Genomic DNA, 20819 nt, shown 5'->3' on the forward strand with positions numbered 1-20819 from the left:
GGGATTGTTGTCGCAGCGGATTATTATAGAAGCTCAGATACCACATCCGCTAATTGATGGAATGTCTCACGACGCGAAGAGCTTGGTCGCCAGACAAGGCCAATATCTCGGTAGGCCTGCTGACCAGGAGGATCGATCACAACGAGATTCTGGTTTTCCAATAAACCGTGGTCGATCGCCATTTGCGGAATAAAGGTGGTTCCTAAACCATTGGCCACCATTTGCACCAATGTGTGAAGGCTCGTCGCAGTGAACGGGTTGATCTTCTCTTTATCCGTTAACTTACAAGCCGACACAGCATGCTCGGTTAAGCAATGCTCGTTCTCCAACAAAAATACAGATTCGTCTGGCAGGTCATCGTATTTAATCGGAACGCGAATACCATCAGCTTGATTGCGACTGATCACCATCCGGAAAGGGTCTTGCCCAACAACTTGGCTTTCCATATTGTCGATATCGACAGGCAAAGCCAGAATCAGCACATCTAAGTCTCCATGACGCAGCGCAGCCAATAGGTTGGTCGTTGTGTCTTCACGTAACAGCAAATTTAATTGTGGAAAGCGCTGGTTGGCTTCCTGTACCAAATCGCACAAAAGGAACGGCGCTATAGTAGGAATACACCCGACTCGCAGCTGCCCTTGCATCGCATCCCCGTTACATAGATTTCCAAGCTCTACGAGATCTTGTCCTTTCGCTAGTAGCTCTCGACCGTGCTTGACCACCAGCTCACCTGCTTGCGTGAAAACTAGCGGGCTCTTTTTATCTTTCTTCTCATAAAGCGGGCAACCAATCAGCTCTTCTAGGTTTTGAATGCCTTTACTTAGCGTAGATTGACTGACGAAACAGCGATCTGCGGCATCACTGAAATGACGAGTTTCGTGAAGAGTAACAAGATAGTGAAGTTGCTTAAGACTTGGCCATTTATTCATGAAATTACTTTGTAATATGAGTAGGATAAGTTAGGTAAAGGTCATTCGACCTAAGGACAGGACAAAGAATAAGCTTATCGCTTTTTTCGATTAACTTAATCTATTTAATTCGCTTTTTTCTATAGTACCGATTGTACTATAGTTTGTCCCGTAGAAACGGAGCCCAAACAAAGATGTGTTGGGCCAACTAATTTTTTAGGAGATTCCAAAATGGTACTAGTAGGTCGTCAAGCCCCTGACTTTACTGCAGCAGCTGTTCTAGGTAACGGTGAGATCGTTGATAACTTCAACTTCGCAGAATTCACTAAAGGTAAGAAAGCTGTAGTTTTCTTCTACCCACTAGACTTCACTTTCGTTTGTCCTTCAGAGCTAATCGCTTTCGACAACCGTCTTGAAGATTTCCAAGCTAAAGGCGTTGAAGTAATCGGTGTTTCTATCGATTCTCAATTCTCTCACAACGCATGGCGTAACACTGCTATCGCTGATGGCGGTATTGGTCAAGTTAAATACCCTCTAATTGCTGACGTTAAGCACGAGATCTGCAAAGCATACGATGTTGAGCACCCAGAAGCAGGCGTTGCTTTCCGTGGTTCTTTCCTAATCGACGCTGACGGTCTTGTACGTCACCAAGTAGTTAACGATCTTCCACTAGGTCGTAACATCGACGAAATGCTACGCATGGTAGACGCACTAAACTTCCACGAGAAGAACGGTGAAGTTTGTCCTGCACAATGGGAAGAAGGCAAATCAGGTATGGACGCATCTCCAAAAGGTGTTGCAGCATTCCTATCTGAGCACGCTGACGACCTAAGCAAGTAATTACCTCTTAAGCCCGAACTCAACGCGGGTTAATGGTTGGAAGATTCTCTTTAAAGAGACATAAAGCATAAGCTAATAGCGCAAAGCGCACCGCCAATCAGTTAAGAAGTAAAGTCCTATTAAAAGCCCGAAGTTAACGCTTCGGGCTTTTTGTTTTCCCCCTCCTCGCTCCCCTAGACTGACTCTTGTAATAGATAATTGAGGTAGCGATAAACCTAAACTTTACCTCTATTTTCCCTTATCCCCATCTATTCAGAATCACACCTAGATTGCTATTATTTCATCAGTATCTTTTTGAACGGATAAACACGATGAACACCGAAATTGAAGTCTGTATCGATAACTTAGAATCTCTTCATACCGCACTATCTGGTGGCGCGAATCGAATTGAGCTTTGCTCTTCATTAGCACTTGGCGGATTAACTCCAAGCTTCGGAATGATGAAACAAGCGGCAATAGTTTCGTCGGTTCCGGTCTACGCTATGATACGCCCAAGACAAGGCGACTTCATTTTCGATAACGACGATATGCTCTGTATGCTTGAAGATATTGAAGCTTGCGCAAATGCAGGATTGGATGGGGTCGTACTTGGTGTGTTAGCGCCGAACGGAAGTATTGATATGCCAAAGATGCAACAACTGGCTGACAAAGCGCACTCGTTAAAGCTTGGGATTACCTTCCACAGAGCCATCGATCAAAGCTCTGATTTCCAAGCAGCATTAGAACAAATCATTACACTTGGATGCGAAAGAGTCCTGACATCAGGGCTTGCTGCTAATGCTGAGCAAGGTATCGATGTATTGGCTGCAATGGTCAAACAAGCCGATGGACGAATTGATATCATGGCGGGGGCTGGCGTTAACGCTGCGAATGCCAAAATGATTCAAAGCGCTACCCAAGTACCTGCTCTTCACCTTTCAGGTAAATCGACAAGGCCGAGTCTAATGGAAAACAACTCAAGTGCTCAAATGGGCAGTGATAATATTGATGATTATCAGATCCCAGTGACAGATGCGAGTAAGATATCTGATGTGAGAGCCGCCCTCACCGCTTAGGGCAATAGTCGCCAGCATAAATCCAGAGAACCTCGCTGACTAATCTAACTGACTGACGTATATTAGATTTAATAGCGCAGAAAATTTTCATGGATAGATATGGCTAAAGACTTATTCAGCTCTCTTGATTTAAACCTGTTACGAAGCAAAACATGTTTGGAAGAAACCAAATCCACGGCTTTCAGGCTGAAATTGGCGTGGCAAGTTATGACGGTACGAAAACGCGCTCAGGCGAAGTAGAAGAGAAAACAACACATGGTATAAGCCTAGGCGGGGCCTACGTTTACCAAGCGACACCAATGCTTGGATTACGTGCTGGTGTTGATATGAATATTTTTGATCACAACAAAACCTTTGTGCCTTACGACACAACGGTCAATTTCAATCTTGGTGCCATTATTAGCTTCTAAAGATAAGCTCTATTTTAGTGCGTCATCAAGGCTTTGATCACCGAGGTGACGTACATCTTTACCCTTCACAAAGTAAATAATGTATTCGCAGATATTTTGGCAGCGGTCTCCCACTCGCTCAATCGCACGAGCTGACCACATCACCTGCAAAATATTAGGGATGTTCTTAGGGTCTTCCATCATATAGGTCATTAACTGACGAATAACGGCTTCGTATTCCGCATCCAACTTATCATCAAGTTTGTGAACTTCAGCAGCCGCATCAACATCCATACGAGCAAAAGCATCTAACACTTGGTGAAGCATGGTGATTGCCTGACGGCAAAGAGGCTCTAACGAAACATGGAATTTTTGCTCTTTGGTTGAAGGGATCTCAATAGCACCTTGCGCAATTTTAGAAGCAACATCGCCAATACGTTCCAGATCGGTAATCGTTTTGATGATCGCCATAATCAAACGCAGATCCTTCGCTGTCGGCTGACGCTTTGCAATGATTCGAGTACAAGCCTCATCAATCGACACTTCCATCGCATTCACTTTGTGGTCATCACGAATCACTTTTTTGGCCAATTCAACATCGTCTTTATGAAGCGCCTGCATTGCAAACGAGAGTTGCTGCTCCACTAACCCGCCCATGGTCAATACATGAGTACGGATCGATTCTAACTCGACATTGAATTGCCCTGAAATGTGGCGACCGAAATGCATACTTGCTCCTTGAAAGAAATGAAGAAAGCCATTTTTGTAGAGTGACTTAGCTCTAGATGACACCTTTGGAGAGGTTAGCCATATCTACCAGTAATGTAGTCTTCCGTCTGGTTTTTCAATGGAGACGTAAAAATTGAGTCCGTATCTGAGTACTCGATCAATTTTCCCATATGAATAAAGGCAGTATGGTCACTTACACGCGCGGCTTGTTGCATGTTGTGGGTAACAATCACCACTGTGTATTGTGTTTTGAGATCGTTGATCAACTCTTCAATCGTCAAAGTAGAAATCGGATCGAGTGCCGATGTCGGCTCATCTAACAACAGCACTTCAGGCTCAATCGCAACCGCACGAGCGATAACCAAACGCTGCTGTTGACCGCCAGATAAACCAAAAGCATTCTCATGCAACCGATCTTTCACTTCATCCCATAACGCAGCAGCGCGCAGAGAGCGTTCAACCGCATCATCAAGGTCTCGGCTGTTGCTAACGCCTTGTAGCCTCAAGCCATAAACCACATTCTCATAGATAGATTTAGGAAAAGGGTTTGGACGCTGGAATACCATACCCACACGGCGTCGTAAGGTCGCAACATCCACCTTAGGGTGATAGACGTTCTTGCCATGAAGCTTCACTTTCCCGGAAACCTTACAGCCTTCAACAAGATCGTTCATGCGATTAATGCAGCGCAGCAGAGTCGACTTACCACACCCAGAAGGGCCGATAAACGCCGTCACCTGCCCCTTCGGGATCTGCATCGAGATATCATCAAGTGCTTGGCTCTCTTTATAGTAAAGATTTAGCCCTTCGATCGAGATAGCAATTTGCTCATCCTTCAGATTGTGAACATCAAGTGGTGCTTGGTAACCCAAGGTTTCATTAATCGAGAACATCTAATCTTGTCCTAAGGTTCGGTATTTTTCACGCAAGTTATTACGGATATTGATGGCTGTTAAGTTCAACCCAACAATCACCGTAACCAATAAAAATGAAGTCGCATACACTAAAGGTCGTGCCGCTTCGATATTAGAGGTTTGAAAACCAACATCATAGATATGAAAGCCTAAATGCATGAACTTTCTATCTAAGTGTAAATACGGAAACTGACCATCGACTGGCAAGCTAGATGCCAATTTAACAACACCCACCAGCATAAGTGGTGCAACTTCCCCCGCGGCTCTCGCGATTGCCAAAATTAAACCAGTGATAATCGCTGGGCTTGCCATCGGTAAAACAATGCGCCAAAGCGTCTCAAATTGAGTCGCACCAAGCGCTAATGAACCGTGCCTCACTGCACTAGGAATGCGCGTTAAGCCCTCTTCAGTAGTTACGATAACCACTGGAAGCGTCAATACCGCTAAGGTTAGTGCTGACCAAAGTAGACCCGGTGTGCCAAATGTCGGAGCGGGTAATCGCTCTGCATAAAACAACGTATCAATCGAGCCACCAATGGTATAAACAAAAAAGCCTAAACCAAAAACGCCATACACAATCGACGGTACACCCGCCAAGTTAATCACGGCGATACGAATTAAACGTGTTAGTGCGTTGTTTTTTGCGTATTCATGAAGATATATCGCTGCGACCACGCCAAGAGGCATCACGACGATCGACATGAGAATAACCAACAGTACTGTACCGAAGATGGCAGGGAATACACCGCCTTCAGAGTTTGAGTCTCGTGGGTTCTCTGATAAGAATTTCCAAACTTGTTTGCCCCAGTGCCCAACCTTTTCTAGGTAAGACATATTATTTGGGTACCAATAATCCAGAATGTGGCTGAGCGAGATCTCGACCAGCTCGCCTGTCATATCCTCAACCAGCAAGCTTTCGACATTAAGTTGCGTTCTAAGGTGCTCAAGCTTAACTTCGGCTTCACCTAACTGGCGGTTTAATTCCAGTTTAGTTTGAGTATAGGTTGTAAGGTATTCATCACTCACTGACTCATTGAGTTCAAGCTTACGCTTTTCTAAGCGCAGGTTTTCCAATTGCCAGCTGATATTGCGAATTTCTTGGTTCACGACACGCGACGTTTCTTTACGTAACGTATCAGCGAACGCCAAGCCTTGTTCGAGCTTTTGGTCTATGTTCGAATCAAAGGTGCCAGAAGCGGTTTTAAAACCCACCGGCTTACCAAAGAAATAACCACCTCGACTTCGTTCAATCACAACCCAATCTAGCGGGGTAGTGGGTTCACGTAAGTTAACATCCAGAATAGAAACAAAGTCCTCAGGGTACAGTTCTCTGTTAGCAACTTTGATGCTTAAGCGCTGTATCAGCCCAGTCGACAAATTTTGAGGAGACAAAAGGTCATGGACTTGTGGAACTTGCTCTATCGAGATGTATTTTCGTTCATATAACTGACCAACCAATACATCTTGTTTTGATACGGTTTCGTCAAGATCGACCACTAGCGATAAGTCTTTGGAGTCAACTTGCCATTGATACAAAGGTGCGGGCCAAAAATAGGTTAAGCCCTTCCAACCAATCAGCAGCATTAGGCCAAGAACAGAAAGCATACTGATGCTCACCGCCCCGCCCGTAAGCCAGATCCACGGAGAGCCCGATTTAACCCAAGATAATAATGACTTCAGTTTATTCATCATGATCGACCTTGCTCTTGGCGTGCTGAAATCAAGGAGCTGCAAAGATCAAGAGACACGCTAGTCAAGCCACTAAAAGCCATTGATACACATTGAGGCAAACCTTTAAAACTACAGCGCACGATATTTATCTCTCAGTCTTTGTCTAACCCACTCAGCAACTGAGTTCACCGCGAATGTAAAGATAAACAGCAAGAGTGCAGCCAAGAACAGCAAGCGGAAATGAGAACCACCCACTTCTGATTCTGGCAGCTCAACAGCAATCGTTGCCGATAAAGTTCTCATCCCTTCCAAAACATTCCAGTCAAGAATTGGGGTGTTACCTGTCGCCATCAAGACGATCATGGTTTCACCAACTGCTCGCCCTAGGCCCATCATAACCGCAGAAAAGATACCTGGACTCGCCGTCAATAGCACCACATAAATAAGCGTCTGCCACGCCGTCGCACCCAACGCTAATGACCCATCAGACAAATGTTTAGGTACAGAGAAAATAGCATCTTCAGCAATAGTGAAAATCGTTGGGATGACCGCAAAGCCCATAGCAAAACCAACCACTAGCGCATTGCGTTGGTCAAAGTCGATACCATAGCTAGCCAAGAAGGTACGAATATCACCACCAAATAACAAGGCTTCAATGTTGTTTCCACCAGCAAACACCGCAACCACTGTAATCACCAATACCGGAATCAATATCAGAGCATGCCAACCGTTAGAGAAGCGACCCGTTACCCTCTTCGGTAAACAGAACCAAACAAGTCCAGTCAACAGTGTGCTCAGTGGTAATAGCATCATTAATGAGAAGACAGCCGTTAAATGTGTTTCAACGATTGGAGCAAACCAAAGCCCAGCCAAAAATCCGATGATCACGGTTGGAAGAGCTTCCATCAGCTCTATCGAAGGCTTCACCACTCTTCGCATGCGTGGAGACATAAAATAAGCGGTGTAAATAGCTCCGAGCACAGCAACCGGCACGGCAAACATCATCGCAAACAGAGCTGCTTTGATAGTACCGAATGTGATAGGTACTAAACTGAATTTCTCTTCAAAGTCATCATTCGCCGACGTTGATTGCCAAACGTATTGCGGCTCAGGGTAACTTTCATACCAGACCTTTTGCCAAAGCGATGAGAATGATATTTGTGGGTATTCATTATCGACCTTAGCCACACTGATGGTGCCATCAATCAGCGTCGCCAGATGCAGTTCATTGGCAGACATAGCCGCTAATTGTGGTGATTTATCAAATGCACGCTCGAACAGCGACAGTTTTTCACTGGTCGTATAGTGGCTTTGTAATGTGCCGTTCTTATAGAAGCTATAAAAACCCTTTCTATAAGTATCAGGCAAAATAAATTGCACTTGTTCAGCAAGTTGGAAGTCTCGAATATGGGTCAGGCTACGCTTTTCATCTTTGAGTACATCGAACCACTGAGAAACCTGTCCGTCCTCATGCGTAACCAACAGTGAATAAGCTCCAGACAGTAAATCGATACTTTTCACCGAGTGCTTCGCATCATTCAAGCTAAGATCAATCACTTCACGAACATTGAAGCCGCTATCTGATAGCTTCAAAACCACTAAATCCGATTGGGCTCGGAGATATAAGGTTTGGCCATCAGGTGTGACTAACAACTGTTGCTGCAAGCCCAACTTATCCGATAACCATTGGCTCTTCTGAAAAACATACTGACCCGTAACATCACTTTGGTACCACTTCACTAAGACTCGTTGGTCACTTAGCTGAGCGGCAACCGTGATACCACGTCCATTCTTAGAGAACGCGAATTTTTCGATCGTCGCCCCATTTGAGGGTTCATCATTTAAAAATGGTTCTGGGAGATCGATTTGCTCAATTTTAGGATCGGCTTCACTGCCCTTTTGCAGCACAGGCGCACTATACTCAGGATAGAAAAAAGTAAGGTTGCTTGCGCTGTCGGCAAAGGCAAACCAGTTTTCTGATGGGGTATTTCGAGAAAAGGCGATGGGGTTGGCTACAACATCACGCTCAAAGTAAGAGTGTGTATTTTGAGACTCTAAATCCCAAAACTGTACCAAACCAGATTTTTCGATAGTAAATGCATGCTGACCGTATTCATCAACCGATAAGACGATAGGTTTTTCTACGGCAACGGTCTTTACAGCTTGGTCTGTCTCTAAACCAGTATCAGAAAATACCGGTAAAATGACCATCGCCAAGTAAACAAAGATCAATACTAGGGCAGCTAGAACACTGACCGCGCCACATGTCACCGAAAAACGGACGAGACGATCTTTCAACCATCTTTTTTTGTCGCGCTCTTTCAATGAAAATTGGGCTGATGCCATCTGTTTATCTACCTTTTTTTAGCTACTGACATAATATGTACGTTAGATGACAATTATATTACAAGTTACGTTAAACAACTGAAACTAATAACAAGTTTGTTAGCCATATTTCTTAAAGTAAGATCATAGATTTTGTGAATTTTGCCATTCTAATTTAAAGTAATCAGCTCTATAGCCAGTACTCAAGGATTCTCATCTCGATGGAAAAAGACTATGTCACAAAAGAACTTAGCTGGTTATCCTTCAACGAAAGAGTGCTCCAAGAAGCGGCAGATAAGTCAGTCCCCTTAATCGAAAGAGTTCGTTTTTTAGGTATTTACTCGAAAAACCTCGATGAGTTTTACAAAGTCCGATTTGCTGATGTGAAGCGAAAGATCTTACTTCAAGATCCACAGCTAACCTCCAACTCGCCGAAAAGCCTACTGACTAAAATGCAGAGCAAAGCAAGCAAGCTCGATGCTCAATTCCATGAACTGTATAACGACTTGCTATTGGAATTGGTACGCAATCGTATTTTTCTGGTCAACGAACAACAAATCAGCGAAGAACAAAGTGGCTGGATAAAAAAGTACTTTAAGAAAAAAGTGCTGCCACACTTAACTCCGATTCTCTTGAACGAAGATAGCCAGTTACTTAATATTCTCAAAGATGAACAAAGTTACTTAGCCATCGACATCGAGCGTGATGCATCATCTCAATATGTCTTACTCGAAATCCCATCAGAAGCACTCCCTCGATTTGTTAAGTTACCGGAAACTTCGGGTTCGCAGCGTACAACTTTGATCTTGTTAGATAATATAGTTCGATTTTGTTTGGATGACTTACTTAAAGGATTCTTTGAGTATGACTCATTGCGTTGTTTTGCGATAAAAATGACACGTGATGCCGATTATGATCTGCAAGAGGACAATGAAAATAACCTATTAGAATCGATGTCTTTAGGTTTAGAACAGCGCTTAACGGCACTGCCGATACGTCTGATCTATGAATCTGAAATGCCAACTGAAATGCTCAACTTCTTACAAGTCAGACTTAAACTGTCTGACTATGACAGTGTCATCGCAGGTGGTCGCTATCATAACTTCAAACATTTCTCTGAGTTCCCAAGCCTTAACCGACGTGATTTAGTTAATCGTCCTCTACCCGCGATTAAGTGCGCGCATTTCAGCCATTACCCAAACTATTTCGAAGCGATCAAAGCTCGCGACATCTTACTGCATTATCCTTATCACACCTTTAGTCACATCACTGAACTGGTTAGGCAGGCTTCCTTTGACCCGAAGGTAACCTCCATCAAAATAAACGTTTACCGTGTTGCGGAAGGCTCAAAACTCCTCAGCTCGATCATCGATGCGGCGCACAATGGCAAAAAGGTCACTGTGGTTGTCGAGCTGCAAGCACGCTTTGATGAGCAAGCCAACATTCAATGGACCAAGAAACTTCAAGAAGCGGGTGTAAAAGTCATCCATGGCATCCCAAGTTTGAAGATCCATTCCAAGTTGCTGCTCATCAAACGAAAAGAAGGCAAGCATACCGAGCATTATGCCCATATTGGCACTGGCAACTTCCATGAAGTTACAGCGCGCGTGTATACCGATTTTTCTCTGCTCACTGCGAATGAAGATTTGACTCAAGAGGTGAGACAAGTCTTTAAGTATATTGAAAACCCTTATCAAAAGTCCCAGTTCAAGCAACTGATTGTGTCACCAAAGAATACTAGAAAACGTCTGTACCAATTGATAGATAATGAAATACAAAACGCGATAGAAGGTAAACCTGCAAGCATCACTCTAAAACTCAACAACTTGGTCGATCGAGAGATCATTGAAAAACTCTATCAGGCTAGCCAAGCCAATGTAAAAGTGAGAATGGTCATTCGCGGCATGTGCTCTCTTGTCCCTGGCATACCCAACATCAGTGATCATATTGAGATAGTCAGTGTGGTCGATCGTTTCCTCGAACATCCGAGAGTGATGATATTTGGTAACGCTGGAAAGCCGAAGGTCTATATATCTTCCGCTGACTGGATGACACGAAATTTTGATCACCGCATCGAAGTTGCAGCTCCAATTTTAGATCCAAAGATCAAGCAAACCATTATCGATATCACCGAGTTTCATTTCGATGACAGCAACAAAGCTCGAGTGCTAGACCAAGCGATGAGCAACTCTTACACACAACCACCAGCAAACCTACTTGATTACCCGACGTCACAACTCTCCACTTACCACTATATTAAACGTATGGAGAAACTTGCTCGCAAGAAGTACAAACAAGAGAAGAAATCATGCCGCTAATTGATAACAAACATTCTCGATGTATTGCCGCTATCGACTTGGGTTCGAACAGCTTTCACATGGTGGTTGCCCGAGTATTCGATCAACACCTGCAATTAGTCAGCAGACACAAACAGAAAGTGAGATTAGGTGATGGATTGGATGAACGTAACGTCCTATCTGAAAGCGCTATCGAGCGAGGCCTAGAATGCCTCAAGGTGTTCGCAGAACGACTGGCGGATTTTGAGCTTGATGATGTCAGAGTTGTTGCGACTCATACCCTAAGAAAAGCCAAAAACGCTAAAGACTTCTTAGAGCAAGCCAAGCCACTGTTTCCTTTTCCAATAGAGATCATTTCCGGTCAAGAAGAAGCTCGAATAATCTATAACGGAGCAGAACACACTCAAACCGCTTCTGAATCTAAGTTGGTTATTGATATCGGTGGAGGGAGTACGGAACTCGTCGCCGGACAAGGCTTTACTCCTCTAATTATGCGCAGTTTACCGATGGGATGCGTCAACTTCACTCAACGTTTCTTTGCTGACGAAGGGCTAACTTCACGACACTTCTCAGATGCTTATACCGCAGCTACTCGTCTATTGATGCCATTGATTGAAGAATACACAAAAGCCCCTTGGGAAATCGCTTTTGGCTCATCTGGTACCACGAAATCAATAAAAGAAGTACTCATTGGCTTAGGGTTCACCGATGGTCTCATTACGCCCCAACGCCTGTCCTATTTAAAGAATCACTTATGTGAGTTTTCATCATCCAACACCGTAAATCTTTCAGGCTTAAGTGATGAGAGAAAGCCTGTGTTTGCTGCAGGCGTCACCATTCTTTCAGCAGCAATGGATACGCTAGACATCAAGGAGTTACATTTTTCTGATGGTGCCCTGAGAGAAGGCGTTCTTTATGACATGGAGGATAGGTTTAAAGATATTGATATTCGAACAAGAACTGCCGAAACGCTCGTCTCTCGATACCATGTAGACGTAACTCATGGCGAGAAAGTGAAAGTGCTCGCTCTTTCATTGCTGAAACAAGTACAGCCTCAAGTGACAACTGCGGTCACTAATGAGCTGTATGATCTGCTTGGTTGGGCTGCAGTACTTCATGAGGTAGGACAAAGCATTGCATTCCAAGGCTATCACCGCCATTCGGCTTATCTGCTTAAGCATACGACAATGCCAGGCTTTAATACTGAGCAACAACGCCTTATATCAGCATTGGTTCGCTATCAAAGAAAAGCGCTCAAACTACAAGATTTGCCGGAACTTTCTCTGTTTACTCAGCAACAAGTCACCCTGCTGATTCGTATATTGAGACTCGCTATCTTACTCAACCGTCAGCGAAATCAAGCACTGGCCCCAGACGTGACTCTAACGATTGAACAACAGGATAACTGGGAATTGAAAGGAACTAACAGCGATTGGTTGGCCCAAAACCAACTGCTTGATTATGAGCTCAGAGAAGAGCAACAACGTTGGAAAAATGCAGAATGGTCGTTGCAGCTAAAATAACGAACCATCAAAATAAAAACAGCTTGCGACGCGCAAGCTGTTCATACGTTTTTTCTAAGTTTGTCGTAGCCTGAATTAGAGCCCGACTTTTGCCAATTCTTGCTCTGCGAACTCAGACGGTATCGCTAAATAGCCATCTTTCTCTACAAGTTCTTGTCCCTGCTTTGAGAACACAAAAGTGAGGAACTCTCTCTCAACCGGAGAAAGTGGTTTATCCGGATGCTTATTCACATACACATAGAGAAAACGAGATAGAGGGTAATCACCACTCAAGATATTCTCACGCGTAGGCTCAACATAATTAGAGCCGTGCTCTGCAATAGGAATCAGCTTAACACCTGCTACGCGGTAGCCAATGCCCGAGTAGCCAATCCCACTGATGGATGAAGCGACCGACTGAACGACTGAAGCCGAACCAGGTTGCTCATTGACTCGGTTTTTAAAGTCACCGCCGCACAGTGCATTCTGTTTGAAGTATCCATAAGTCCCCGATACAGAATTACGACCAAACAGTTGGAATCGATGTTTTGCCCACGGTTGGTCAATGCCCAAATCTTGCCAATTATTTAGCGGCTTAGTCGCTCCGCAACGCAATGTCTCTGAGAATATACTGTCAATCTGGTGAAAGTTGAGCCCTTCAATAGGGTTATCACGATGCACAAAAAGTCCAATCGCATCGATAGCGACTCTCAGTGCTGTCGGCTTATAGCCATGCTCTCTTTCAAACGCTTCGACTTCTCGTAGGCGCATTGGACGACTCATTGGTCCAAGGTGAGCAGTGCCTTCCGTTAAAGCAGGAGGGGCAGTAGAAGAACCAGAAGCTTGAACTTGAGCGTTCACATTCGGGTAGTAAGACTTGAACTCTTCCATCCATAATGTCGTCATACCCGCCAAGGTATCCGAACCAACAGACAATAGGCTCCCTGAAATACCCGGCACCTTAACGTAATCAGGAAGTGAGTCGACACCCTGATCGGCATGAACTGGGTTAACCAAAGCAAATGTTAACAATAAGCTTACGGGTAAACGCATCCTGCGTGTCACACAACTCATGACACTGTCAGTCGATTTGGCAATGTAAAATGGAATCGACTACCGACACCTACTTCACTTTGAATTTCTAAATGTGAGTCATGATGACTAAGCGCATGTTTCACAATCGCCAATCCAAGACCACTACCACCTGTATCACGTGAGCGTGCTTTATCTACACGATAGAAACGCTCTGTGAGTCGATGTAAGTGTTGTGGCTCGATACCGTCTCCGGTGTCTGATACATCCAAACAAGCACCTTGACTGGTCTGGTACCAACGTACCTTAACCGTCGCGCCCGGTGGTGTGTATTTCACTGCGTTGTAAACCAGATTCGATATAGCACTTCTCAATTGATCTTCATCAGCAAGAACGCGTAGGCTCTTATCGATATCAAACTCAAGCTTATGCTCTCGATCACCACTTAGGCTTGCCGCTTCTTTCTCAAGAACCTCAAGCATCGCCGGAACGTTGACCACTTCATCGAGCTCATGCATCGGCGCAGCTTCGATTTTTGAAAGTGTTAATAGCTGATTGACCAGACTGTTCATGCGATTCAATTGCTCAGTCATCACACCATGAGCCTTAGGCCACATAGGCCCAACGACCATGTCTGGATCTTCCGTCATTTCAAGGTAGCCCTGAAGTACGGTCATAGGAGTACGTAGCTCGTGAGAAACGTTAGCAAAGAAGTTACGACGCATGCCTTCTAGCTGTTTTAGCTGAGTAACATCACGTACCACCATCAGGTGTTCACCTTCGGTATACGGCACGATACGAAGCTCAAGCATACGTTCCACGTTAAGTGGCGAAGGCATCTCTAACGGTTCTGAAAAATCTTGTTTATTAAGATACTTGATGAAGTCCGGCGTGCGGATCAAGTTAGAAATCGGTTGTCCTGAATCGTCTGGCCAGCGAAACCCAAGTAAGTACTGAGCTAGCTTGTTACACCAAACGATATTCCCTTCTCCACGAAATACCACAACGGCATCGGGAAGGGATTCTGCACCGTTTCTGAAACGGCGAATAAGGTTGGTCAGCTCTTTACGTTTGCGACGCTGTCTCTGCTGCATACGATAAATACCGTTAAACAGAGACTCCCAATTCCCAGAACCTGATGGTGGCGTTAGACGCTTCTCATCCCACAACCATGCGGACAAGCGCATTTGGTTGTGTAGATGCCAGCCGAGCTGCAATACCGTAGCAGCCAGCAGTAACCAAGGTAGGTAGCCGAATATCCATCCAACCAAAACCCAAGGTGCGTAAAAAAAAGCTAGCTCCCAAGCCAGCTTTTTCCAGGTTAACTTTTCAACCATTCAGGACTCCGTAAACTGGGTAGCGAAGCCACACTACGCCTTTGTAGAAAAACGGTAGCCCGCGCCGCGAACCGTTTGGATTAGCTTGTCGTGACCTGCAGATTCAAGTGCTTTACGCAGGCGTCGAATATGTACGTCAACGGTACGGTCTTCAACGTAAACGTTGGTGCCCCAAACGTTATTCAGCAGTTGCTCTCGGCTGTACACACGCTCTTGGTGTGTCATAAAGAAGTGCAACATTTTGAACTCTGTTGGTCCCATATCAACCGGACCTTCGCTTGCGGTAACGCGGTGAGATACAGGGTCTAACTTAAGGCCTTGCACATCAATCACGTCTTCCAGTGCGGTAGGCGTTACACGGCGAATAACCGCTTTCAGGCGAGCAACAAGCTCTTTTGGTGAAAATGGCTTGGTCATATAGTCATCAGCGCCCACTTCTAAACCACGAACCTTATCTTCTTCTTCGCCACGAGCCGTTAGCATCACCACTGGGATGTTGCGAGTTAACTCTTCACGCTTCATGTGCTTGATAAAGTTTATCCCGCTACCACCAGGTAGCATCCAATCTAGTAATACTAGATCTGGGAAAGGTTCACATAGCTTGTTTACCGCTGTATCGTAATCTTCAGCCTCTACTGCTTGGTAGCCTTTTTGTTCAAGCACGAAGCACAGCATCTCACGAATAGGTGCTTCATCTTCAACGACCAGAATCCTTCTCGACATAATTGAATAGCCTTTGTATTTAATCAACGCATTGCATTATCTGAGTTAATTATGACACTTTTGTGACCTTTGAAAACAAATTTTCATATAACTGTCTCAAACATTTCACTTTATAACTTTTGATACAGAGCTAGGGACAAATCGAATTAGATCTCATATCATGAAGCACTTCTAAAAAGGTATGAGAAAAATTTATGTGGTTTAAAAATTGCCTAGTCTATCGCTTCAACCGTGATATTGATTTCAACGCAGATCAGCTAGAGAAACAACTTGAAGAATTCCGCTTTACTCCTTGTGGTAGCCAAGACAAACAGAAGTTTGGTTGGGTACACGCAATGGGTAGACATGGCGATATGATGACGCACGTATCAGAAAACCGCATTCTTATCTGTGCAAAGAAAGAAGAGAAAATGCTACCCGCTTCTGTGATCAAAGAATCATTGAACGCAAAAGTAGAAACGCTTGAGGCAGAGTCTGGTACCCCTCTGAAAAAGAAAGAGAAAGACAGCCTAAAAGAAGACATCATCATTGATCTACTTCCTCGAGCATTCAGCCGCAGCAACTTCACTTACGCGCTGATCATGCCAAAAGAAGGTTTCATTGTGGTTGATGCGAGCAGCTACAAAAAAGCAGAAGATGTATTAGCATTGCTACGTAAGACAATGGGTAGCCTGCCGGTAGTGCCAGCTATCCCAGAGCAAGCGATCGAAACGACTCTTACAGAATGGGTGAAATCAGGTGATACGCCACAAGGCATCACTATGCTTGATGAAGCAGAACTAAAATCTATTCAAGAAGACGGCGGTATTGTTCGAGTTAAGAAACAAGAACTAGAAGCTGATGAGATTAAAAACCACATCGAAGCCAATAAGATGGTGACGAAACTTCTTATCAACTGGCAAGACCGTATTGAATTCATTCTTGCAGAAGATGGCAGCATCAAACGCCTAAAATTCAGTGATGAGCTCAAAGACGAAAACGACGATATTCCTCGTGAAGATCAAGCTGCGCGTTTTGATGCGGACTTCTCTCTACTTTGTGGTGAGTTCAGTGTTTTCCTTCCAAACCTATTTGAATCATTAGGCGGGTTAACTCAACCTAACGCTTAATCAGTCAAACTATAGGCTCAGGTGCTAACGGTATCTGAGCTTATTTCTCACTAAGTTCTCACTTATATCTGCCTCTAGACCCTCTTGTTAATGTCATTGCTATCTTTAGGGCTATCAACCAAACTCATTTTAGCGTAAAATTTGCGCCCCTTTGATATCACTTGGTGGTATCAACCTGACTTGAGATCAGATTAGAGAACGAAGCAATGACTACACAAAAACCATTTGTACCTGAACTATTATCACCGGCAGGAAGCCTCAAAAACATGCGTTACGCATTCGCCTACGGCGCAGATGCAGTATACGCAGGCCAGCCACGTTACAGCCTTCGTGTTCGTAACAACGAGTTCAATCACGAAAACCTACAAATCGGTATCGATGAAGCTCATGCTCAAGGCAAAAAGTTATATGTTGTATGTAACATTCAGCCGCACAACTCTAAATTAAAAACATTCATTCGCGACCTCAAACCAGTTGTCGACATGGGCCCTGACGCGCTTATCATGTCAGATCCTGGTCTTATCATGATGGTTCGTGAAGCATTCCCTGAAATGCCAATCCATCTTTCTGTTCAAGCAAACGCAGTAAACTGGGCGACCGTTAAGTTCTGGTCAACTCAAGGCGTTGAGCGTGTGATCTTATCTCGTGAGCTATCGCTTGAAGAGATCGAAGAGATTCGCGAACACTGCCCAGAAACAGAGCTAGAGATCTTTGTTCACGGAGCTCTTTGCATGGCTTACTCAGGCCGTTGTCTGCTTTCTGGTTACATGAACAAGCGCGATCCAAACCAAGGTACTTGCACCAACGCTTGCCGCTGGGAATACAAAACAGAAGCAGCGAAAGAAGACGAAAACGGTCAGATCGTTGAAGCAAACCCTACTGGTGTTGCTATTCAAGAAGTAGAAACGCAAGACATTGAAGTTCAAGATGAGCGTCCAGACAACACACTAGGCCTTGGTAAACCAACAGACGAAGTGGTTCTGCTTTCTGAATCACACAAGCCAGAAGAGAAAATGGCAGCGTTTGAAGATGAGCATGGTACTTACATCATGAACTCAAAAGACCTTCGTGCAATCCAACACGTTGAGCGCCTAACGAAGATGGGTGTTCACTCTCTGAAGATTGAAGGTCGTACTAAGTCTTTCTACTACTGTGCACGTACTGCTCAGGTTTACCGTAAAGCTATTGACGATGCAGTGGCAGGCAAACCATTCGATGAAAGCCTAATGGGTACACTAGAGAGCCTAGCTCACCGTGGTTACACTGAAGGCTTCTTACGTCGCCATACACACGATACATACCAAAACTACGAGTACGGTTACTCTATCTCTGACACTCAACAGTTTGTTGGTGAGTTCACAGGTAAGCGCCGTGGTGACCTAGCGGAAGTAGAAGTGAAGAACAAGTTCCTAGTAGGCGACAGCTTAGAAATGATGACACCGAAAGGTAACGTTGTTTTCAAACTAGAAGTTATGGAAAACCGCAAATCTGAAGCGGTCGACGATGCGAAAGGTAACGGTCACTTTGTATTTATTCCTGTACCAGCAGATCTAGATCTAGAGTACGGCTTGCTGATGCGTAACTTGAGCGAAGGCCAAGATACACGTAACGCATCAGGCAAATAATTTTTACTTAAGCGACTTACTTGAGAAGAAAATAATGGCTCTGTTAATTACTGACAAGTGCATAAACTGCGATATGTGTGATCCTGAATGCCCAAATGGTGCAATCACTATGGGCGACAGCATCTTCGAGATCGATCCTGATTTATGTACAGAGTGTAAAGGTCACTATGAAAAGCCAACATGCCAGTCAGTGTGTCCGATTACAAAATGCATCATCACTGACCCAAACCATATTGAAACTGATGACGAGCTACTTGAGAAGTTTGTTATCATTCAAGGCTTGACCTAAAAGAAGAAAGGTTCAACTTAACCATAAGTTGAACCTTTTTTTTCATCCTGATTTTCCGATTGGATAAATATTGCAGAAGAGCTCTTTTTCAAATTGATATTCGAGTCGTTCTCGCCAGTTTATTGATTGAGCTATAGGAACAAGATAAAAGTTTTCCCTGCTGGTATCGGTCACAAATGCCATTCCATACTGCATCAATTCATAGTGAACATCATTTACGAAACTAGGGTCTAAACGTTGTCTGCCTGCCTGTTAGCTGATTGATGTCATCTCTTGAAATTGAAATACCCGAGCTTTCAGCGTTGAACCTATGTCTTAACCATTCTGAAAATTCCTTCGCACAAATCATAGTCATAGTCTTATCCTTGAATTATCTATCGACGGGTATCAGACTCTGATTTCGCATACTGCATATAAGCCGTATCTTTCACCCCAAAACACTCAATCCCTGACCAAACCTTGTCAAATTCGCCATCGCCCTTGCTGATACCGTTATTGCTTTTATTAATATCAAACGATGTTCTTAATCTCGTGTTTATAAACTCTAGACAAAAGTGTGATATTTCTCCAGTTTTAGAGTCGAAAAAACCAGTGGCAGTACCACTGTAAAAAGCCTCGATGAACAGGATTACTTATTCGATATCAAGGCCAAACACTGACTTGGCATCACTTTAACTTTTTTCTTTTTCTTAGTTTTCGCTACTTTTTTAGGAGGTGGAACTGGAACAGTCTTTGGAGCCCAACTTGCAAGTTCATCTCCACAACCGTCACCTTTAGGAGGGCTCGCTTGAGCTATGCAGTTTGAACTGCCTTCAGGACACTTTAAACGAACGTGGAAGTGGGAGTGGTGTCCCCACCAAGGTCTTATTTTGCCTAACCAAGCTCTATCATTAGCGTCAGAGTTTTCTTGTTCACAAAGGGTTTGCTTGATCACTGGATGAACAAAAATACGCACCACTTTTTCATCTTTCGCCGCATAACGAATAACTTGAAAATGATCATCGGTCCAATTCGATTCACGCAATTTGTAGTTGGTAAGATCCACAACGCTCACAGGTTTAGGCACAGCTAATTCGTTCTCTGACAACCTCTTACTGGTTAACCTTAGCCATATATCAATATCTAACCCTGTTTGATGACTTGAATGACCTGAAGAAAAGCGCCCTCCTCTGGGAAGAGAAATATCACCGATCAATAAATTAGTATTGAGCTTCTCGCTGGTCGTGACTCCTAACCTCTCAATAAACTTTATAGCTTCTGTATGGCCATAGTAGCGCTCTCTTTGAGGGCGAATGATCTGATACCCCAAACCATTAATAGGCAAAGCCTGCGCGCCGTCTAGACAGCCATTGGCATAGCTTCCAATTGATGAGGGTGAATTTTTAGTAGGGTGACTCTCTTTTTCCCACGAAGTTGCTGATAGAGAAAATGAACAAAAGAATACAACCAGTGCAAAAAAGAACCTCATAATAATCCCAAATTACTGACGCTTACTCATTATATTAGTCGCCATTTAGGATTAGGTGCATATCGTACTTAAGTTTTTGGTGGTAGCTAGTGAATTATACCAATTAAAGTAAAAATGTGATCTAATTAAGATTGATGAATTATTGTGAAATTTAGCCATGGATAGCCTTAATAACACTGACTTCAAAAAGCTTGCGAGCCAGCAAAAAACCATTCAGATGAAGATGCGTTTACTTGCGCTCGCACACTTTAAAGACGGCCTCTCTCGTACACAAATTGCAAAATCTCTCAAAGTCAGTCGAACCAGTGTCAATAAATGGGTTCGGATTTTTTTTGAAGAAGGCCTAGAAGGACTTCAAGAAAAACCTCGGACTGGTAGGCCTGCATACCTCACCGATGAGCAGCGGGCTCAACTCAGTGCCTTCATAAAAAAAGAAGCTGAATCACCTTCTGGTGGCCGCCTTGTTGGAAGCGATATACATGACTACATCGTTAAACACTTTGACAAGCACTACCACCCTAATTCCATCTATTATCTCCTCGACCACATGGGTTTTTCTTGGATAACTTCTCGTTCCAAACACCCTAAACAATCACAGCAAATACA

At 44.0% G+C, this 20819-nt stretch carries 17 protein-coding genes and 2 pseudogenes; 9 read left to right on the top strand and 10 right to left on the bottom strand.

Translation table 11 applies throughout. The features are described 5' to 3' along the window. Positions 1-23: 23 nt before the first annotated feature. Positions 24-929, bottom strand: a complete 906-nt coding sequence (locus ACED46_RS06420; protein WP_017062525.1) for a hydrogen peroxide-inducible genes activator — start codon at positions 927-929, stop codon at positions 24-26. A gap of 210 nt (positions 930-1139) precedes the next feature. On the opposite strand from ACED46_RS06420, the gene ACED46_RS06425 reads away from it, so the two are divergent. The 3 genes and pseudogenes from ACED46_RS06425 to ACED46_RS06435 all read left to right on the top strand — a co-directional run. Then, positions 1140-1748 carry a peroxiredoxin C gene (locus tag ACED46_RS06425; protein ID WP_017062526.1) on the top strand — a complete coding sequence of 203 codons (609 nt, stop codon included), beginning with the start codon at positions 1140-1142 and terminating at the stop codon, positions 1746-1748. Between the two features lie 311 nt (positions 1749-2059). Then, complete coding sequence (locus ACED46_RS06430) at positions 2060-2803, top strand: copper homeostasis protein CutC (RefSeq protein ID WP_017062527.1); 744 nt, start codon at positions 2060-2062, stop codon at positions 2801-2803. A 146-nt stretch (positions 2804-2949) separates the two neighbouring features. After that, positions 2950-3213, top strand: a pseudogene (locus ACED46_RS06435) (hypothetical protein); the annotation flags it as partial. 9 nt (positions 3214-3222) lie between these two features. Here the strand turns inward: ACED46_RS06435 and phoU are convergent. From phoU to ACED46_RS06455, 4 genes are all read right to left on the bottom strand, one after another. Further along, the gene (gene phoU, locus ACED46_RS06440) at positions 3223-3921 is read right to left on the bottom strand and encodes a phosphate signaling complex protein PhoU (protein WP_009848270.1); all 699 of its coding nucleotides are present in this window, start codon (positions 3919-3921) and stop codon (positions 3223-3225) included. 74 nt (positions 3922-3995) lie between these two features. Next, positions 3996-4814 (bottom strand): phosphate ABC transporter ATP-binding protein PstB, encoded by an 819-nt coding sequence (gene pstB / locus ACED46_RS06445; protein ID WP_009848269.1) that lies wholly within the window; start codon positions 4812-4814, stop codon positions 3996-3998. Beyond that, positions 4815-6524, bottom strand: coding sequence for a phosphate ABC transporter permease PstA (gene pstA / locus ACED46_RS06450; RefSeq protein ID WP_371721114.1), 1710 nt, complete (start codon positions 6522-6524; stop codon positions 4815-4817). Between the two features lie 111 nt (positions 6525-6635). Then, positions 6636-8852 (bottom strand): ABC transporter permease subunit, encoded by a 2217-nt coding sequence (locus ACED46_RS06455; RefSeq protein WP_371721112.1) that lies wholly within the window; start codon positions 8850-8852, stop codon positions 6636-6638. Positions 8853-9052: 200 nt separating this feature from the next. On the opposite strand from ACED46_RS06455, the gene ppk1 reads away from it, so the two are divergent. After that, positions 9053-11149: a polyphosphate kinase 1 gene (ppk1, locus tag ACED46_RS06460; RefSeq protein WP_017066137.1), complete on the top strand. Its 2097-nt coding sequence runs from the start codon at positions 9053-9055 to the stop codon at positions 11147-11149. After that, positions 11140-12651, top strand: coding sequence for an exopolyphosphatase (gene ppx / locus ACED46_RS06465; protein ID WP_210447367.1), 1512 nt, complete (start codon positions 11140-11142; stop codon positions 12649-12651). Before ppk1 ends, ppx begins: the two co-directional genes overlap by 10 nt. Positions 12652-12726: 75 nt before the next feature. Here ppx and ACED46_RS06470 read toward each other — a convergent pair whose 3' ends face one another. From ACED46_RS06470 to phoB, 3 genes are read right to left on the bottom strand one after another with little or no spacing between them, the layout of a single operon-like run. Then, entirely contained in the window at positions 12727-13704 is a 978-nt protein-coding gene (locus tag ACED46_RS06470) for a PstS family phosphate ABC transporter substrate-binding protein (RefSeq protein ID WP_102333710.1), read from the bottom strand. After that, complete coding sequence (gene phoR, locus ACED46_RS06475) at positions 13701-14999, bottom strand: phosphate regulon sensor histidine kinase PhoR (protein ID WP_019823041.1); 1299 nt, start codon at positions 14997-14999, stop codon at positions 13701-13703. The genes ACED46_RS06470 and phoR overlap by 4 nt, the downstream gene beginning before the upstream one ends. A 33-nt stretch (positions 15000-15032) precedes the next feature. Further along, positions 15033-15722: a phosphate regulon transcriptional regulator PhoB gene (gene phoB, locus ACED46_RS06480; RefSeq protein WP_102429041.1), complete on the bottom strand. Its 690-nt coding sequence runs from the start codon at positions 15720-15722 to the stop codon at positions 15033-15035. A gap of 194 nt (positions 15723-15916) precedes the next feature. Here phoB and rdgC point away from each other — a divergent pair, with 194 nt between their 5' ends. From rdgC to ACED46_RS06495, 3 genes are all read left to right on the top strand, one after another. Next, positions 15917-16831, top strand: coding sequence for a recombination-associated protein RdgC (gene rdgC / locus ACED46_RS06485; RefSeq protein WP_017062534.1), 915 nt, complete (start codon positions 15917-15919; stop codon positions 16829-16831). A 206-nt stretch (positions 16832-17037) separates the two neighbouring features. Next, positions 17038-18456: a tRNA 5-hydroxyuridine modification protein YegQ gene (yegQ, locus tag ACED46_RS06490; RefSeq protein ID WP_017062848.1), complete on the top strand. Its 1419-nt coding sequence runs from the start codon at positions 17038-17040 to the stop codon at positions 18454-18456. 34 nt (positions 18457-18490) lie between these two features. Further along, the gene (locus tag ACED46_RS06495) at positions 18491-18745 is read left to right on the top strand and encodes a YfhL family 4Fe-4S dicluster ferredoxin (RefSeq protein WP_004735061.1); all 255 of its coding nucleotides are present in this window, start codon (positions 18491-18493) and stop codon (positions 18743-18745) included. A 42-nt stretch (positions 18746-18787) separates the two neighbouring features. Here ACED46_RS06495 and ACED46_RS06500 read toward each other — a convergent pair. Together ACED46_RS06500 and mepA are read right to left on the bottom strand one after the other, a co-directional pair. Beyond that, positions 18788-19100 (bottom strand): annotated as a pseudogene (locus ACED46_RS06500) (hypothetical protein). A gap of 273 nt (positions 19101-19373) precedes the next feature. After that, entirely contained in the window at positions 19374-20213 is an 840-nt protein-coding gene (mepA, locus tag ACED46_RS06505) for a penicillin-insensitive murein endopeptidase (RefSeq protein ID WP_029235577.1), read from the bottom strand. A 157-nt stretch (positions 20214-20370) separates the two neighbouring features. Between mepA and ACED46_RS06510 the strand changes: the two genes are divergently transcribed. Continuing rightward, positions 20371-20819: transposase (locus tag ACED46_RS06510; RefSeq protein WP_371721113.1), on the top strand; the 449-nt coding region annotated here is incomplete at its 3' end.

The organism is Vibrio sp. 1S139 (assembly GCF_041439475.1).
Lineage (GTDB): Bacteria > Pseudomonadota > Gammaproteobacteria > Enterobacterales > Vibrionaceae > Vibrio > Vibrio crassostreae_C.

Excerpts from the sequence above, each read along its gene's own strand:
- ACED46_RS06420 (WP_017062525.1), bottom strand. The coding sequence starts at position 929 with ATGAATAAATGGCCAAGTCTTAAGCAACTTCACTATCTTGTTACTCTT.
- ACED46_RS06425 (WP_017062526.1), top strand. The coding sequence starts at position 1,140 with ATGGTACTAGTAGGTCGTCAAGCCCCTGACTTTACTGCAGCAGCTGTT.
- ACED46_RS06430 (WP_017062527.1), top strand. The coding sequence starts at position 2,060 with ATGAACACCGAAATTGAAGTCTGTATCGATAACTTAGAATCTCTTCAT.
- phoU (WP_009848270.1), bottom strand. The coding sequence starts at position 3,921 with ATGCATTTCGGTCGCCACATTTCAGGGCAATTCAATGTCGAGTTAGAA.
- pstB (WP_009848269.1), bottom strand. The coding sequence starts at position 4,814 with ATGTTCTCGATTAATGAAACCTTGGGTTACCAAGCACCACTTGATGTT.
- pstA (WP_371721114.1), bottom strand. The coding sequence starts at position 6,524 with ATGAATAAACTGAAGTCATTATTATCTTGGGTTAAATCGGGCTCTCCG.
- ACED46_RS06455 (WP_371721112.1), bottom strand. The coding sequence starts at position 8,852 with ATGGCATCAGCCCAATTTTCATTGAAAGAGCGCGACAAAAAAAGATGG.
- ppk1 (WP_017066137.1), top strand. The coding sequence starts at position 9,053 with ATGGAAAAAGACTATGTCACAAAAGAACTTAGCTGGTTATCCTTCAAC.
- ppx (WP_210447367.1), top strand. The coding sequence starts at position 11,140 with ATGCCGCTAATTGATAACAAACATTCTCGATGTATTGCCGCTATCGAC.
- ACED46_RS06470 (WP_102333710.1), bottom strand. The coding sequence starts at position 13,704 with ATGAGTTGTGTGACACGCAGGATGCGTTTACCCGTAAGCTTATTGTTA.
- phoR (WP_019823041.1), bottom strand. The coding sequence starts at position 14,999 with ATGGTTGAAAAGTTAACCTGGAAAAAGCTGGCTTGGGAGCTAGCTTTT.
- phoB (WP_102429041.1), bottom strand. The coding sequence starts at position 15,722 with ATGTCGAGAAGGATTCTGGTCGTTGAAGATGAAGCACCTATTCGTGAG.
- rdgC (WP_017062534.1), top strand. The coding sequence starts at position 15,917 with ATGTGGTTTAAAAATTGCCTAGTCTATCGCTTCAACCGTGATATTGAT.
- yegQ (WP_017062848.1), top strand. The coding sequence starts at position 17,038 with ATGACTACACAAAAACCATTTGTACCTGAACTATTATCACCGGCAGGA.
- ACED46_RS06495 (WP_004735061.1), top strand. The coding sequence starts at position 18,491 with ATGGCTCTGTTAATTACTGACAAGTGCATAAACTGCGATATGTGTGAT.
- mepA (WP_029235577.1), bottom strand. The coding sequence starts at position 20,213 with ATGAGGTTCTTTTTTGCACTGGTTGTATTCTTTTGTTCATTTTCTCTA.